Genomic DNA, 15,441 nt, shown 5'->3' with positions numbered 1-15,441 from the left:
CAGCCCATAAAGGACTGTTTTTTTATTATTGCTTACAAGAATAAATATTTACCCTTATAAGCAAAAAATATTAAGCACGGTTTTTGTACTTACGGATGGTCTGTAGCTGAGCAACAGATTCCGCCAATGACGCCAAGGCAGCATTAGTTTGTACGGTATCAGACTGATTGACCAGCATTTGCTCCGCTTTCTTACGTGCTTCAACGATTTTACTTTCGTCAAGGTTATGTGCACGCATAGCAGTATCAGCAAGTACGGTGACCATTTTTGGCTGTACTTCTAGTACGCCACCTGAGACGTAAATCACTTCTTCTTCGCCATTTAGCGTTTGTACGCGCATTGCACCTGGCTTTAGCAAAGTAATAAGCGGAGTGTGACCTGGCAATATACCAATCTCGCCTTCGGTACCACTAGCTATTAACATGCTAATTTCGCCTGAATACAACTCTTCACGAGCACTTACGACGCGACATTGTAACGTTGCCATACTTAATTCCTTACTATCAAAGCGCGATCAAAAACGCAACACGTTACTAAAGAGTAGATATAAAGTTTATATTACACCTACTTTTTAGCGAATACTAATACCACTTACGCAGCAGAAGACTTCATTTTTTCAGCTTTAGCAACGACTTCGTCGATACCGCCAGCCATATAGAAGGCTTGCTCTGGTAAGCTGTCATATTCACCTGCGATGATTGCTTTGAAGCTAGCAATGGTATCGCGTAATGGTACATATTTACCAGGTGCGCCAGTGAAGACTTCAGCGACATGGAATGGCTGTGATAAGAAGCGCTGAATTTTACGAGCGCGATAAACAACCAGTTTATCTTCTTCTGATAACTCATCCATACCCAAAATCGCGATGATGTCTTTTAGTTCTTTATAGCGCTGTAGAACTTCTTGAACACCACGAGCAACGTTGTAATGCTCTTCACCAATAACCAATGGATCAAGCTGACGTGACGTTGAATCTAGTGGATCAACTGCAGGATAGATACCTTGCGAGGCGATATCACGGCTTAGTACCACTGTCGCATCCAAGTGAGCAAACGTCGTTGCTGGTGATGGATCCGTCAAGTCATCCGCAGGTACATATACTGCTTGTACAGAAGTAATAGAACCTGATTGCGTTGACGTAATACGCTCTTGCAGCATACCCATCTCTTCAGCTAGTGTTGGCTGATAACCAACCGCTGATGGCATACGACCTAGTAGTGCTGATACTTCAGTACCGGCTAGTGTATAACGGTAGATGTTATCAACAAACAACAATACGTCACGACCTTTGCCAGTAGCAGGATCTTTGGTATCACGGAAGTATTCAGCCATGGTCAAACCAGACAGTGCAACACGTAAACGGTTACCCGGTGGCTCATTCATCTGACCGTATACCATCGCAACTTTAGATTTGCTAAAGTCTTCAGTGTTTACAACGCCAGCTTCTTGCATTTCGTGATAGAAGTCATTACCTTCACGTGTACGCTCACCAACACCCGCAAATACTGACAAACCTTCATGTTTTAGAGCGATGTTGTTGATCAATTCCATCATGTTGACGGTTTTACCAACACCAGCACCACCAAACAGACCAACTTTACCACCTTTAGCAAACGGGCAAAGTAAATCGATTACTTTAATACCAGTCTCTAACAGCTCAGTACTGTTTGATTGTTCTGCATAGCTTGGCGCTTCACGGTGAATTGACCAGCGCTCATCTGCTTGTACTGGACCTTCTTCATCGATAGGACGACCAAGAACATCCATGATGCGACCTAGCGTACCGATACCAACTGGCACAGAAATTGGGCCACCAGTATTGGTAACTGGAAGGTTACGCTTGAGTCCTTCAGTAGAACCCATAGCAATCGTACGTACGATGCCATCACCCAGCTGTTGCTGTACTTCTAAAGTAGTTTCGGTGCCATCAACTAGCAAAGCATCAAAAATCTTAGGTACTTCATTACGGTTGAACTCAACGTCAAGAACCGCGCCAATAATCTGTACAATACGACCGCTACTCATTGCGTTCTCCTGGAAATTCTGTATATATTGGGTTTTATAAAGGGTTTCAATTATGAAACAGCAGCAGCACCGCCAACGATTTCCGATATTTCTCGGGTAATCGCCGCTTGACGCAGCTTGTTATAAACCAACTGTAAATCGTTAATTAGGTCGCCAGCATTATCTGTCGCCGCTTTCATCGCAACCATACGTGAGGACTGCTCAGAGGCAATGTTTTCCATCACCGCTTGATAGACGATAGACTCAATGTAACGTCCAAGCAATTCATCAATCAATGTTTTGATATCAGGCTCGTAGATATAATCCCAACTAAGTTCTGTCTGAATGCCGCTCTCTTCTTCACCAAACGCACTCTCTGGTAAAGGCACCAACTGATTGACCGTTGGCTTTTGGGTCATTGCATTGACAAACTTATTATAAACCACATAAATGCGGTCTATTTTACCGTTAGTATAATCGTCAAGCATTGCTTGAACTGGCGCATTTATCTGCTCAAAAGTAGGTTTATCACCATAATCAGTTACGGCTGAGGTGACTTTACCACCAAAGCTTTTAAAGAAGCTGACACCTTTAGCGCCAATGACAGCAAATTCAGCTTGTACAGACTGCTCTTGGTATTTCTGAATATTCTTAGATAAGGCTTTGAATAAGTTAATATTCAAACCACCCGCTAGACCACGGTCAGATGTGATGACAATATAGCCAACTCTATTGACTGGACGGCTTACCATATACGGATGTTTATAATCGGATGAGGCATGCACCAAATGCGAAATAACCCGGCGCATACTATCAGCATACGGGCGACCCACTTCCATGCGCTCTTGGGCACGGCGCATTTTACTGGCGGCTACCATTTGCATAGCGCGAGTAATTTTCTGGGTGCTTTGAATACTGGTGACTTTGGCACGTATTTCTTTTAAGTTTGCCATAATGATTCCAATATAAGAGGGTTAAAAAAGCATTGGCGCATGCAACAATATTTCAATATAAAACGGTATTCTCATTAACAATGTACAATTTAGCATTGCATCATTGTTTAAATGTTTTAATATCTTGTGGCATGACGCAACCATATACCATGAGTTGTGACTAAAGTGGCGCTGCTGTCTTAATAAAAAGCTTATCAGACAACGCGCCACTCCATAAGCTCTAACACTAAAGCCACAACAAAACTGGCTTAACCCGTTAAATTAATAACTGTGATTTTGTTTAAAAGTCTCTAAAGAAGACTTTAAACGACCTGCGATATCATCGTTATAATTCGCAGTGTCATCAATCTCTTTCATTAAGTCAGCTTGCTCATCATGCATGTAGCGTAAGTAAGTTTCTTCAAAAGAACCGATTTTTTCAACTGGTACGTCTGCTAAGAAACCTTCGTTTGACGCATAGATAACAGCGGCTTGCTCAGAGATTGACATTGGCTGATACTGTTTTTGCTTCATCAATTCAGTCACACGCTCACCGTGGTCAAGCTGTTCACGAGTCACATCATCAAGATCTGATGCAAACTGAGCGAATGCTGCAAGTTCACGATACTGAGCCAGTGCGGTACGGATACCACCAGACAGTTTCTTAATAATCTTAGTCTGAGCCGCACCACCAACACGTGATACCGAAATACCAGCGTTCACAGCCGGACGGATACCTGAGTTGAATAGGCTTGACTCTAAGAAAATCTGACCATCAGTGATTGAAATCACGTTAGTCGGTACAAATGCAGATACGTCACCTGCTTGGGTTTCAATGATAGGTAGAGCAGTTAAAGAACCTGTTTTACCGACCACTTCACCATTGGTGAATTTTTCTACATACGCCGCGTTTACGCGTGATGCACGCTCAAGTAAACGTGAGTGTAAATAGAATACATCACCAGGATACGCTTCACGACCTGGCGGACGACGTAATAGTAGTGAGATTTGACGATACGCGACTGCTTGTTTTGATAAATCATCAAATACAATCAGTGCATCTTCGCCGCGGTCACGGAAGTATTCACCCATCGTACAACCTGAGTACGGTGCGATATATTGCAGTGCTGCTGGCTCTGATGCTGACGCTACTACAACAGTAGTATATTCAAGGGCGCCAGTTTGCTCAAGCTTACGTACGACGTTGGCAATGGTAGAACGTTTCTGACCGATTGCAACATAGACACATTTAATACCAGATGATTTCTGTGCAATGATCGCATCGATAGCCATCGCGGTTTTACCCGTCTGACGATCACCAATGATAAGCTCACGCTGACCACGACCGATTGGAATCATGGTATCAACAGACTTATAACCTGTCATTACTGGCTGATCAACTGACTGACGATCGATAACGCCTGGAGCGATCTTCTCAACTTTGTCAGTCATTTTGGCATTAATAGGACCTTTGCCATCAATAGGGTTACCTAAAGCATCAACAACACGGCCTAGCAACTCAGGACCTACCGGAACTTCAAGGATACGACCAGTACAATAGGCTTTTTGACCTTCTTGTAGTTTTAGGAAGTCACCCAGTACTACTGCGCCAACAGAATCACGCTCTAAGTTGAGCGCCATTCCGTAGACTTCACCTTCAAACTCAATCATTTCGCCGTACATGGCATCTTCAAGACCATGAATCTGCACGATACCGTCAGATACTTTGACAATCGTGCCTTCATTCTTTGCAGTTGCACCCGCATCAAGGTCTTGAATGCGCTGCTTAATCAGGTTACTGATTTCCGCTGGATTCAATTGTTGCATTGCCTTGTTTCCTTTAATTTATGATAACCCGCCACTGACGTAAATGCTCTTATATCACGCATGCTTAATTAAGCTACGTTAATGATTGGCATTAGGCCGTTAGCTGTGTTTTTAACTGTTGTAACTTGCCGCGCATCGAATCATCGATGACTTTGTCACCGACTTTGATCGTAACGCCTGCCAAAAGACTGGCATCCACCGATTCATGAATCACTACGCTAGCATTTAGCGAAGCAGCAAGACGTGCTTGTAGCATATCACGCTGATCATCGGTTAATGGATAAGCAGAGGTCACATAAGCGTCAAGCTGCTTTAAGCTTACTGCCTTGTGACGGCGATAATGCTCATAAACTTCAGGAAGCAGCGCCAGACGCTCTTGTTCTGATAACTGTTTAACGAAGTTACTAAATGCTACTGATACTTTTGGATAGCTGGCGTTGCTGTCAGGGCGAACCCCTTTATTTGCATCTAATAACTGCTTAAAAGCAGAATCATTAGCGCTAGCTACTTGCGTATCATAAAGATCGACCAAAGCAGCTGACTTATGCTCAGCAGAAACAGCTGGATTGTCTAGCCAAGTACTGAACGACTTGTCATTGACAACGGTGGCGGCAACAAATAAGAAGTCTTCCCACTCATTTACTGCCCCGTTTTCATTGGCATAGTCAAACGCGGCTTTAGCGTACGGTCGTGCTAAGGTTGATAAGTCAGCCATTATATCCTCACAATTACAGCTTCGCCGCCAGTTGGTCTAACATGCTGGCATGTTTTTGCACATCGACTTTGTCTTGCAAAATCTTTTCTGCACCAAGTACCGCCAATTCAGCAACTTGGGCACGTAATGATTCACGTGCTTGATTGATTTCTTGGTCGATAGAGGCTTGCGCTTGTTGACGAATGCGCTCGCCTTCCACTTGGGCTTGCGATTTTGCATCTTCAACAAGTTGATTGGCGCTTTTATTTGCTTGCTCGATCAGAGCAGCAGCTTTAGTCTTTGCAAGATCAAGCTCCTGCTGTACATCTCGCTCCGCGGTCGCCAAATCTGCTTTTGCTTTTTCTGCGGCATTTAAGCCTTCAGCAATTTTACGCTGACGGTCATTAATTGCGCCGATAAGTGGTGGCCACACGAATTTCATGCAGAACATCACAAAGATTGCAAAAGCAATGGCTTGACCGATGAGGGTAGAATTGATATTCACGTGATCACCTCTTTGTTAATGAAAAATCAGTTTCATTGATCATATTTGATAGCCAAACTTTGGCTATGGTTAAGATACAAACTTTGACTACCAAACATTTACAACTGAGCTTTCTGATTAACCTGCTAGAGGGTTAGCGAACAACAATAGCATAGCAATACCAACACCGATCATCGGAATAGCATCAAGAAGACCTGCTACGATGAACATACGAGTTTGCAACTGTGAACCAAGTTCTGGCTGACGCGCAACGCCTTCTAGGAATTTACCACCTAGAATAGCAAAACCAATACCTGTACCTAGTGCACCTAAACCGATAAGTAGTGCTACTGCGATAACTGTGTAACCACCTAATACTGGATCCATGGATGTATCCTCATTTACCTATTGAATGTCTAATTAATGTTCAGTTGATGATGCAAGTGACATATAAACTATCGTCAGCATCATAAATACGAACGCTTGAAGTGTAATAATTAAGATGTGGAAAATAGCCCACGGTACTGATAACGCCCATTGAATCCAAAACGGCATTAAGGCAATCAGTATGAAAATCAACTCACCAGCATACATGTTACCGAATAGTCGTAAACCTAAAGAGATAGGTTTCGCTATCAAAGTAACAAACTCTAAGATAAAGTTGATGGGTATTAAAATAATTTGTACGATAGGGTTTTTGGCACTAAACGGATGCAGTGTTAGCTCGCCTACAAAGCCGCCCAAACCTTTTTCTTTGATACTATAAAACAGAATCAGTATAAAGACAGAAAAAGACATGCCAAGCGTGATATTAGGATCCGTGGTTGGAACAATCTTAAAGTACACATGATGTGGATCATGTCCCATCAGTGCGCCGATTTGGCCAGCAATCATAGGGATAAAGTCGACGGGTAGTAAATCCATCAAGTTCATTAAGAATATCCATACAAAGATAGTCAACGCCAAAGGCGCAATCAGCTTTGAGGTACCACTATACGAATCACGAACGTTGTTATCAACGAACTCAACGATCATCTCAACCGCAGCCTGAGTTTTACCCGGCACGCCTGAAGTGACTTTCCTAGCGACCATCCAAAAGATGGCGCAGAAAACAATGCCTAGACCAATTGACCAAAGCATAGAATCAAGGTGGATAGCTTTAAAGCCCATTGCACTAGCTTCTTCAGCATTATAGGCAACTTTCCAACCTTCGCCCGGCAGATAGCCGTACGTCCAGTTCGTTAAGTGGTGAGAGATATATTCTGTTGTTGTTTGCTCGCCTGCCATAATGTCAGCTTCTTATTAATCAACGATTTAATCAACTACCAAAAATATGGTTGTCATCTGATGAGATTTTAGTATGTTTATCTGCCTTACAACAAAGCAAGCAAATGACTCATGCTAACACGCTCATGTAACCAATAACATCCAACCCATAGTTCTATGACTCATGCTGATTTGATAGCGTAAGATAAATTTTAGCTATCAAAAAAGGGCTTATGATAGTTCAGTAATAGCCCTTTACATGTGTACGCAAAATTCTTATGTATATGTTTACTTATTATCACTGTGTTTTGACAGTTGACGCTTAATACAGCGCTGTTAAGTAAAATATTTAGCTGCATATATTAATGCAGGGTTGTATTCGTGTAAAGTCAATTGTGACTTTTTTATCCGCTGTATGAATAAGTTAGCTGCTAGTGGCGTTTAACACCGTTGCTTCGCATCTATAATTAAATTGTAAGAATTTAAGTATAAATAGTAGTAAACGCTCATTTCGCGCTCCCCTACCCGCACATTACTGCACGCTACCTTATATCAAACGTTCATATCACGATAGTTGGTACTGTCCTAAGACAATTATTATGCTTCGACTTTCTAAAATCAGTCATAGAGAAGCTGGACGGCAGGGTGACTTGCTAAGCGCAATGAATACTGTAACTATGTATATAGTTATCATTTATTAACACTAGCGTATATGCCACAACATCCAACTGTGACTAATTTGCATTACCATAAAACCGATAAACAGCGCTGGCGCAGATAGGGGTTGTACGGTAATAAAAATTAGTGCGAAACCAAACACAGTCAATAGCCATTTGGCCATCTGACCCCGATAAAGCTGGCTAACAATATGTAAGCGCGCGCGATAACCGGTATACCAAAAGATAAAAAAGGCAAAGACCGCTTGCGTGGCAAAACTTAGCAAGGCACCAATAGCGGTGCTTTTTGCAACGGTTAGCGCACTGTGCAGCCACATCGTATCTACAAGCCAAGCAATAATAATAAGGATAAACAGTATCCATGCTTGACGTTTGATATAAATACCAATTTTATCTTTTTGTGTGCGTTTGGCAGGCTTGGTCATGGTATTTCTATAGCCTTAAACATTTGGATTATATCGCTATCTAACATCATCGCGACACTATTATCCGTGAATGGCTCACTCTACAGATGTTACCTTTTAACCAAAATTAAACGCCACTTATTATAGGGAGCGAGCCCCTTTTAAGCAAGTAAAATATACCTTTTATCAGTCACCTAGCTCAATCATCCAGAATTCAGATATTTAAGCGTACATAACTAGTCTTTGACCGGCACTATATCACAGTCTTTAGGGATTCTTAATTAACAGTTTCAATCACTTATTCTAATAAGTCCATTATGATATACATTGGCGAATTTGCTGTGCCATCGTTTGCCACCCACTGACAAAGTCTTTACTATTACTCATATCTTCTGCCTGAACGGTTTCTTGAACGGGCTGTAACTTGGCAAGTAAACCTTTGGCAGGCGCACTTGGACTGACCAGACACATTTTCTTAGCGGGGCGCTGCTCGTTAAGCCAGCGTAATTGACTGGCTTTTGGTGCTAAATGATCGTCAGTACTTAAGCTGCCGATGAGCTGTAGGTTGATGCTGTTTTCCATATATTGATAAGCATCATGATAAGCCCAATACGGCAAAGGTTTTTGTTTAGCACTACTGTTTGTCACTGCTGCATCCATACGTTGGGCAAATTTTTGTGCATTGGCATGATAAAGTTTTTTATATTGCGGATTGGCATGGCTATGTATGACGGCAAGCGCACGGGTAATGGCTTTGGCGTTGTTAGGATCCAACCAAATATGTGGATCAAGCGTGCCAGCGATAGGCTTGCCTTTGATATCACGCAAAGGATGGCGATTAAAAGCATCAAACTTAAATAAAGCGATAGAGTTAGGCGCGTCGTTTAAATTTGCTGCCAAGTTATTTTCTAAGGGCTCACCAAACCAAACCACAAAGGTACTGTCCTTTATCGCCTTGATATCGCCGGGGCTGATACTACCATGATGCCCTACCTCTCCTGCTTGTAATAGTTGCTTGGCAGGGGGTGCGCCTTCAGTAACTGCCTGGCTTAACAAAAATAATGGATAATTACTCACACTCACCGTTGCCGCTTGAGCTGGTATTACCAAAAACCCTAACATCAACAAGCTAGCTATTAAGAAGTACTGCTGTGTTAATTGCTGCACTTTATGCAAAAGGTTCTTTTCTTGAACGTTTAAGCTGTTATCTACAATCGGCGTGGCTTTATGAGCATTGGCAATCATGCGTTATTGATCCTATTAAGTCATTAAACTGAGATATTTTTAATAGATAATATTTTTAATAACTATTATGTTATACTATAACATAATGAAATCCCACTCTTATTTTGTATTTTAGCTATTCTGTTTTTGCTAACCGCAGCCCATCATACAAAAGTGATGTTGATTAAAAGTAATGGTAAGGTTTGACAAATCTACGTATTGATCTGATCATTTACCGTTATACTGTGCGGAATTTAATTAGAAACGACTGCTTGCTGCATTTGTTGGGAGTTTATGCTATGCCGACCACTTCACCGAACTGTGAGCATGTTCATGACGTGCAAGATTTTACGCCGCAGGATGTGACCGAGCGTTTAGAAACAGCAAAAGAGCAGTCTCGTATGCGAGGTGTGCGTTTTACCCCCTTACGGCAGCAGATATATACGCTGGTATTGCAAGCCAATAAACCAGTGGGCGCTTATGATTTAATCACTCAGTTACAGCAAATGCGACTCTTAGATAATGACAGTGAGCTTGAAGGCACAAAAAATGTCGCACCGCCAACTGTATATCGCAGTTTAGAGTTTTTATTGAGCGAAGGTTTGATTCATCAACTGACCTCTATCAATGCTTATGTACCTTGCTGTCATCCACGCGCTCATCATACGGCAGCCTTTTTAATTTGTGAGCAGTGTCAACGCGTACAAGAGTGTAGCAGCTTACCTGTGCAAGAGATGATGAGCTTTGCTGAAGAAGATATCGGCTTTACCGTTGCTCGTAGTGTGATTGAGCTGAGCGGTCGTTGCCAAGCCTGTCAGTAAAAATTTAGATTACTGTTATATTTAAACCTATTCCCTATCCATATGCGCGGTCATCTGATGAATAATACAAGTAAGCTGCTGAACTTAAGCAATGTCAGCTACTATATTGGTCAACAACGTTTACTGTCTAATATTAATATTGACATTGCAGTCAATGAGACGGTAAGCGTTATTGGTCCCAATGGTGCGGGCAAGTCGACGCTGGTTAAGCTTATTTTGGGACTGATTGTACCAACATCTGGACAGGTCACGCCTTCTGAGCCTTTACAGATAGGCTATGTGCCGCAGCGATTTTCTGTGCCACCAATACTGCCATTACGTGTCAGCGACCTTTTAGCGCAAGCCCGTAAAAAACGCCTTACGGCAGAGCAGCGGCAGTTTATATTTGATAAATTATCATTGACCCATTTACTCTCGCGGCAGATGCTGCACCTCTCTGGCGGTGAAACTCAACGGGTATTATTGGCAAGGGCGTTATTAGATAAGCCCAACTTATTGATTTTAGATGAGCCGATGCAAGGTCTTGATCCTGAAACGGAGGTTTGGTTGTATCAATTTATTGATGAATTACCGGAATTTTTACGCTGTGCTATGTTAGTAGTCTCGCATGATTTGCACTGGGTCATGAAAGGCAGTCGACGAGTGATTTGCTTGAATAAGCATATTTGCTGTGAAGGTCAACCGAGTGAGCTTGCCATCAGCAGTGAGTTTCAAAAGCTATTCGGTCATCATTACGAGCAACCGTATGTCCATCAGCCGCATGCCTGCGAGCATCACGCACCAAGCTAGATATAATAAAAATCAAATGACTTAAATCAAAAATGCCTGACACCTTTTTTATAAAAATTTACGGATATGTATTATGAGTGCTTGGTTAGCCATTATTGCGCCTGCTTGGATTGCCGGTAGTATTTTAGCATTGCTTTCAGCACCTTTAGGATGCTTGGTGTTGTGGCGACGTATGGCTTTTTTCGCTGATGCATTAGCACATGGGACATTACTAGGTGTGGCACTGGCGGTATGGTGGCAGATGCCAATGGGTATCGGTATTGCATTGGTCAGCGTGCTGGTGGTATTGGGACTGGTATTTATGGATGATGAACGCTTACCAGCCGATGCTGTACTAGCAGTGGTTGCCGTATCCTTACTGTGTCTGGGATTATTAACTTTAACCCAACTAACCGATCAGCAAGCAAACGTCTTAGGGTTCTTGTTTGGTAACTTGCTTGAGCTTGATTGGGCAGACTTGCCCTTAATTGCTGGCAGCGTATTGGTCGGTTTGGCATTACTCATTTATATATGGCCTGCCCAAATTAAATTGGCAACCCATGAAGCTTTGGCACGTATACAAGGCGTTAACCCTACTCGCCAACGTCTGTTTTTTATGGGCGTATTAGCAGGGTTCTGTGCCATCGCTTTGCAAGCTGTTGGCAGCTTATTGATCAGCGGCTTATTGGTATTACCAGCTCTTACTGCTCGCCTGTGGTCAGCGTCACCAAAACAGATGGTGATTCTCGCCCTATTTACAGCACAACTTGGTGTGACACTCGGTGTATGGGGTAGTATTTGGCTTGATATCCAAACTGGACTCTCTATCGTCTTGGTCTTAGCCAGTTTGTTCTTTACCGCTTTAATCATCTCAAAACTGACCACATCAAAATCTATATTGGCAAAGTTTTGGTCGCCACGCCGTTAGAAGGTAGGCCATTTGCCATAACACACTATAGCCATAGGTAATGCTCTCAAATATCTCTTTCCCTTGCACAACTTTATTTCATTAAAATTGCTAAAGCTTTCATACGTTTAATGTTGTAAAATTTCACGAATGCTATCAATATGATAGTTAATAGCGCTTTACGCAAGAGGGAACACCCTTCTTATCAGCAGTCTAAAATGCGCTCTATAAAAACGACATTGAGAAATCAGGTGAGCTGCCATGGTGCATTTAATTATCTGAATATCCTAAAAGTGTTCATTGTTAGTCTTCGATAAGGGACAAAATTTAATGCCAAGCTATCCTGTGAGTGCCGTCAGCACGCCAGACGGACAGGTGAATGTATTGCAAATCACTGATTTGCATCTATCATCACACGTGCCGGCTTCTGCTGATGAAACCAGTAGTGAAGTCGCTGTTTGCCAATATAGTTTTGAGGCAATTATCAAGCAAGCATTGAGCAAAGAGATACGGTGTGATTTAATTATTGTAACAGGCGATTTGGTCAATAAAGTAGAGCCTGCTATTTATGACCATATTTTTACAGTATTGAAGGAGACGGGTATTCCCTTTGCCTGTATTGCTGGCAATCATGACGTGACTGATGAGATGGGTGAGGATTTACCTTTTTACCAACGGACGCTGATTGCGAGGGCTTCTGACCCACGTCTGCTTAGCCGTCATTTGATTGAATCTGAGCATTGGCAGCTGCTTTTACTAGACTCATCGATTACTGGCAAAGTAGAAGGCGAGATTACATCAACCGACATTGATTGGGTACGTGAGCAGCTAGCATTTTGTGCTAAGCCCGCTCTCATCGCGCTCCATCATCATGTATTGCCCGTAGATTCCGAATGGATTGATAGCCATATGGCAGAGAATGCAGAGGAGTTCTGGCAGCATATAACCCCCTTTGAAAATCTTAGCGTTATTATCAATGGACATACCCATCAAGAGCAAACACGCCATCATCAAGGTGTCACTGTATATAGCACTCCTTCTACCTGCTATCAATTTAAGCCGTTTGAAGACAATTTTGCCTACGATAAAAATATGCGCCCAGGGTATCGTTGGTTGCAATTAGCCAACAATGGAAAGGTTGCAAGCTGGGTTGAAAGACTAGATACTTGACGACCAGTTTTATTGACTAGAATTGATTACTTGTCTGGCTATAATGGTGCTTTGAGGCTGTCGGCTATATTGCTCGCTGATTTTGCTTGATTCGTTATAGAATGGCTGGCACAGTATAGGTTGATATAAATATAACTAATCGCATTTTTGTCTTGAGAGCTATATTTTGAAGACAGCATTACAAACGATAAATAGTGATAAAAATCACAACAGTTTAATATATCATTAGGCAATATTATAATAGCTAGGATGGCTACATCGACCACAATTTAAGTGTTCACAGTCAGTGACTTATTATTTTATTTAGGCATAACCATTTAAATATAAATATTTATGACAATATACTTGACCATTGATACGTCATTATCAGCATATTGAGACAAACATTTTAATCAGATCAGCTGTGTTACTAAGTGGTAAAACGTTTTATAAAGGGAAAATTTATAGCGTTTGGTAAATTGATAACGTCTGGTCTTTTGACAGCACGTTTTATTGAATTAATTTGAAAAAGTAGGATACCCATATGAGCACCCTGACCACGAATCCAAGTGATGTTAAGTTTACGCCTTATGCACCTGCCAAAGACGAAGAGTATATGTCTGATGAGCAGTTGGCACATTTTAAGGCAATGTTATTAGACTGGAAGCATCAGCTTATCGGTGAAGCGGATCGCACTAAGACTTATATTCAAGATGAGTCGAGCGCCATGCCAGACATCAATGATCGCGCCACTCAAGAAGAAGAGTTTGCGCTGACTTTGCGTACGCGTGACCGCGAACGTAAGCTTATTCGCAAAATTGACAAGTCTATCTCAGAAATTGAAAATGATGATTATGGTTTTTGTGAAACCTGTGGCGTAGAGATTGGTTTGCGTCGTCTTGAAGCACGTCCAACAGCAACTCAGTGTATTGATTGCAAAACATTGTCTGAGATTAAAGAACGCCAAAACCAAGGTCATACCTAAAAGCGCTTAGGTTTGCTAAATACAAGATATAGTGAACTGAAGCCATTTTGATTAAGCATGACAATAACGACGAGCGACCATTGATTGGTCGCTCGTTGCGTTTTATAAATAGGCTTTACGCAGGTTGACGAGTCACCAACAAAATAAGCGTATTTGTTAAATATCTTTTTATAATGGGATTGTTTATTCTATTTATCTCTCCAGTCATTTTACAATAACTGTCTATGTTGAAAACCTCTACCCCGTCTAAGTCAGAAAAAACTATGCCAACCAATATTGAATTGACGCAGCCTATCGGCCGTTTTGCGCCTTCACCCACAGGTGAGCTGCATCTAGGTTCGTTAACGACCGCGCTTGCAAGCTTTTGTCATATCAAATCACTCGGTGGCAAATGGTTATTACGTATCGAAGATACGGACACCGAACGTTGTGACAGACAGTTTACCGAGCAAATTTTGATAGATTTAGAGGCGCTTGGGCTCAACTGGGATGACGATGTTATTTTTCAGTCTGAGCGCATTGATATTTATAATGATTATGTCTCTTCAGTATTAAGTCCTCTGACTTATGGCTGTCAGTGCTCACGTAAGCGTTTAGAGCATTATTGGACACAGCAAGAACAACAAATAGCGCTTAATGATGTAAAATTATCCACTGACTTGTCTATTAACGATAATAGACAAGTAGATAGCGATCTACAGCCTAATAGACAACGCTATCCACGTTTTTGTATTGAGGAGGATTTAAGTCCTACACAACATAAACTGCGTATACAGCTGCCAGATTACTGTATTGGATTTAATGATGGTATCCAGGGCATACAGTGGGATAATCCGCAGCAAACTTTAGGGGACATGGTGGCTCGACGTCAAGATGGCATGATTAATTATATTTTGGCGGCAAGTCTTGATGACGGACTACAGCAAGTCACTCATATCATGCGTGGTTTGGACATCTTACCGATGACGACTGCTCAAATCAGTATCATGCAAGCAGCACGCTTACCGACGATCAGTCATTGGTATCATCTGCCCTTGATATGCAATTCAGATGGTCAAAAACTTTCCAAGCAAAATCTTGCGCAGCCTATCGATACCCGTCATCCAAGTAAATTACTTGCGTATGCGTTAAAGCTATTAGGGCAGTTACCAGTCGAGCATGACTCGCCAGAGCGTATGTTAAATCAAGCGATTACTCAATGGGATAGCACGCCATTACAAGGTAGGCAGTCTTTAAATATGCCCACTATTTAACAAAAAAACGCCGCTATAAGCGACGCTTCTCTAAATCAAAAACACC

General features: G+C 42.0%; 16 protein-coding genes. 6 read left to right on the top strand and 10 right to left on the bottom strand.

Annotation, left to right across the window (positions count from 1 at the left end):
- Nucleotides 1–70 precede the first annotated feature (70 nt).
- The 10 genes from FQ083_RS09895 to FQ083_RS09850 form a co-directional block, all read right to left on the bottom strand.
- Entirely contained in the window at nt 71–487 is a 417-nt protein-coding gene (locus tag FQ083_RS09895) for a F0F1 ATP synthase subunit epsilon (protein ID WP_133104949.1), read from the bottom strand.
- Nucleotides 488–591: 104 nt separating this feature from the next.
- Nucleotides 592–2,025 carry a F0F1 ATP synthase subunit beta gene (gene atpD, locus FQ083_RS09890; protein ID WP_011514633.1) on the bottom strand — a complete coding sequence of 478 codons (1,434 nt, stop codon included), beginning with the start codon at nt 2,023–2,025 and terminating at the stop codon, nt 592–594.
- A gap of 50 nt (nt 2,026–2,075) precedes the next feature.
- Entirely contained in the window at nt 2,076–2,957 is an 882-nt protein-coding gene (atpG, locus tag FQ083_RS09885; RefSeq protein ID WP_011514634.1) for a F0F1 ATP synthase subunit gamma, read from the bottom strand.
- Nucleotides 2,958–3,218: 261 nt separating this feature from the next.
- Nucleotides 3,219–4,763 (bottom strand): F0F1 ATP synthase subunit alpha, encoded by a 1,545-nt coding sequence (gene atpA, locus FQ083_RS09880; protein ID WP_149409725.1) that lies wholly within the window; start codon nt 4,761–4,763, stop codon nt 3,219–3,221.
- 91 nt (nt 4,764–4,854) lie between these two features.
- Entirely contained in the window at nt 4,855–5,478 is a 624-nt protein-coding gene (locus FQ083_RS09875; protein ID WP_020444434.1) for a F0F1 ATP synthase subunit delta, read from the bottom strand.
- 13 nt (nt 5,479–5,491) lie between these two features.
- Nucleotides 5,492–5,962, bottom strand: a complete 471-nt coding sequence (locus FQ083_RS09870) for a F0F1 ATP synthase subunit B (protein WP_011514637.1) — start codon at nt 5,960–5,962, stop codon at nt 5,492–5,494.
- 117 nt (nt 5,963–6,079) lie between these two features.
- On the bottom strand, nt 6,080–6,328 hold the full coding sequence (atpE, locus tag FQ083_RS09865) for a F0F1 ATP synthase subunit C (RefSeq protein ID WP_010197960.1): 249 nt from the start codon (nt 6,326–6,328) through the stop codon (nt 6,080–6,082).
- Between the two features lie 33 nt (nt 6,329–6,361).
- Nucleotides 6,362–7,228: a F0F1 ATP synthase subunit A gene (gene atpB, locus FQ083_RS09860; RefSeq protein ID WP_011514638.1), complete on the bottom strand. Its 867-nt coding sequence runs from the start codon at nt 7,226–7,228 to the stop codon at nt 6,362–6,364.
- Between the two features lie 682 nt (nt 7,229–7,910).
- Nucleotides 7,911–8,309 carry an ATP synthase subunit I gene (locus FQ083_RS09855; RefSeq protein WP_011514639.1) on the bottom strand — a complete coding sequence of 133 codons (399 nt, stop codon included), beginning with the start codon at nt 8,307–8,309 and terminating at the stop codon, nt 7,911–7,913.
- Between the two features lie 294 nt (nt 8,310–8,603).
- Entirely contained in the window at nt 8,604–9,533 is a 930-nt protein-coding gene (locus FQ083_RS09850) for a metal ABC transporter solute-binding protein, Zn/Mn family (RefSeq protein WP_149409724.1), read from the bottom strand.
- A gap of 278 nt (nt 9,534–9,811) precedes the next feature.
- Here FQ083_RS09850 and FQ083_RS09845 point away from each other — a divergent pair, with 278 nt between their 5' ends.
- From FQ083_RS09845 to gluQRS, 6 genes are all read left to right on the top strand, one after another.
- Complete coding sequence (locus tag FQ083_RS09845; RefSeq protein ID WP_149409723.1) at nt 9,812–10,333, top strand: Fur family transcriptional regulator; 522 nt, start codon at nt 9,812–9,814, stop codon at nt 10,331–10,333.
- Between the two features lie 57 nt (nt 10,334–10,390).
- Nucleotides 10,391–11,122, top strand: a complete 732-nt coding sequence (locus FQ083_RS09840) for a metal ABC transporter ATP-binding protein (RefSeq protein WP_227673050.1) — start codon at nt 10,391–10,393, stop codon at nt 11,120–11,122.
- Between the two features lie 73 nt (nt 11,123–11,195).
- Entirely contained in the window at nt 11,196–12,029 is an 834-nt protein-coding gene (locus FQ083_RS09835) for a metal ABC transporter permease (RefSeq protein WP_149409721.1), read from the top strand.
- 309 nt (nt 12,030–12,338) lie between these two features.
- Nucleotides 12,339–13,178 (top strand): metallophosphoesterase, encoded by an 840-nt coding sequence (locus tag FQ083_RS09830; protein WP_149409720.1) that lies wholly within the window; start codon nt 12,339–12,341, stop codon nt 13,176–13,178.
- Between the two features lie 523 nt (nt 13,179–13,701).
- On the top strand, nt 13,702–14,142 hold the full coding sequence (gene dksA / locus FQ083_RS09825; protein WP_011514645.1) for an RNA polymerase-binding protein DksA: 441 nt from the start codon (nt 13,702–13,704) through the stop codon (nt 14,140–14,142).
- 263 nt (nt 14,143–14,405) lie between these two features.
- Nucleotides 14,406–15,395 (top strand): tRNA glutamyl-Q(34) synthetase GluQRS, encoded by a 990-nt coding sequence (gluQRS, locus tag FQ083_RS09820; RefSeq protein ID WP_149409719.1) that lies wholly within the window; start codon nt 14,406–14,408, stop codon nt 15,393–15,395.
- Nucleotides 15,396–15,441: the final 46 nt, after the last annotated feature.

Source organism: Psychrobacter sp. ANT_H59 (assembly GCF_008369225.1).
Taxonomy (GTDB): Bacteria; Pseudomonadota; Gammaproteobacteria; order Pseudomonadales; family Moraxellaceae; genus Psychrobacter; species Psychrobacter cryohalolentis.
The sequence above is the reverse complement of the archived record's forward strand: the minus strand, read 5'-3'. Positions and strand labels throughout refer to the sequence as shown.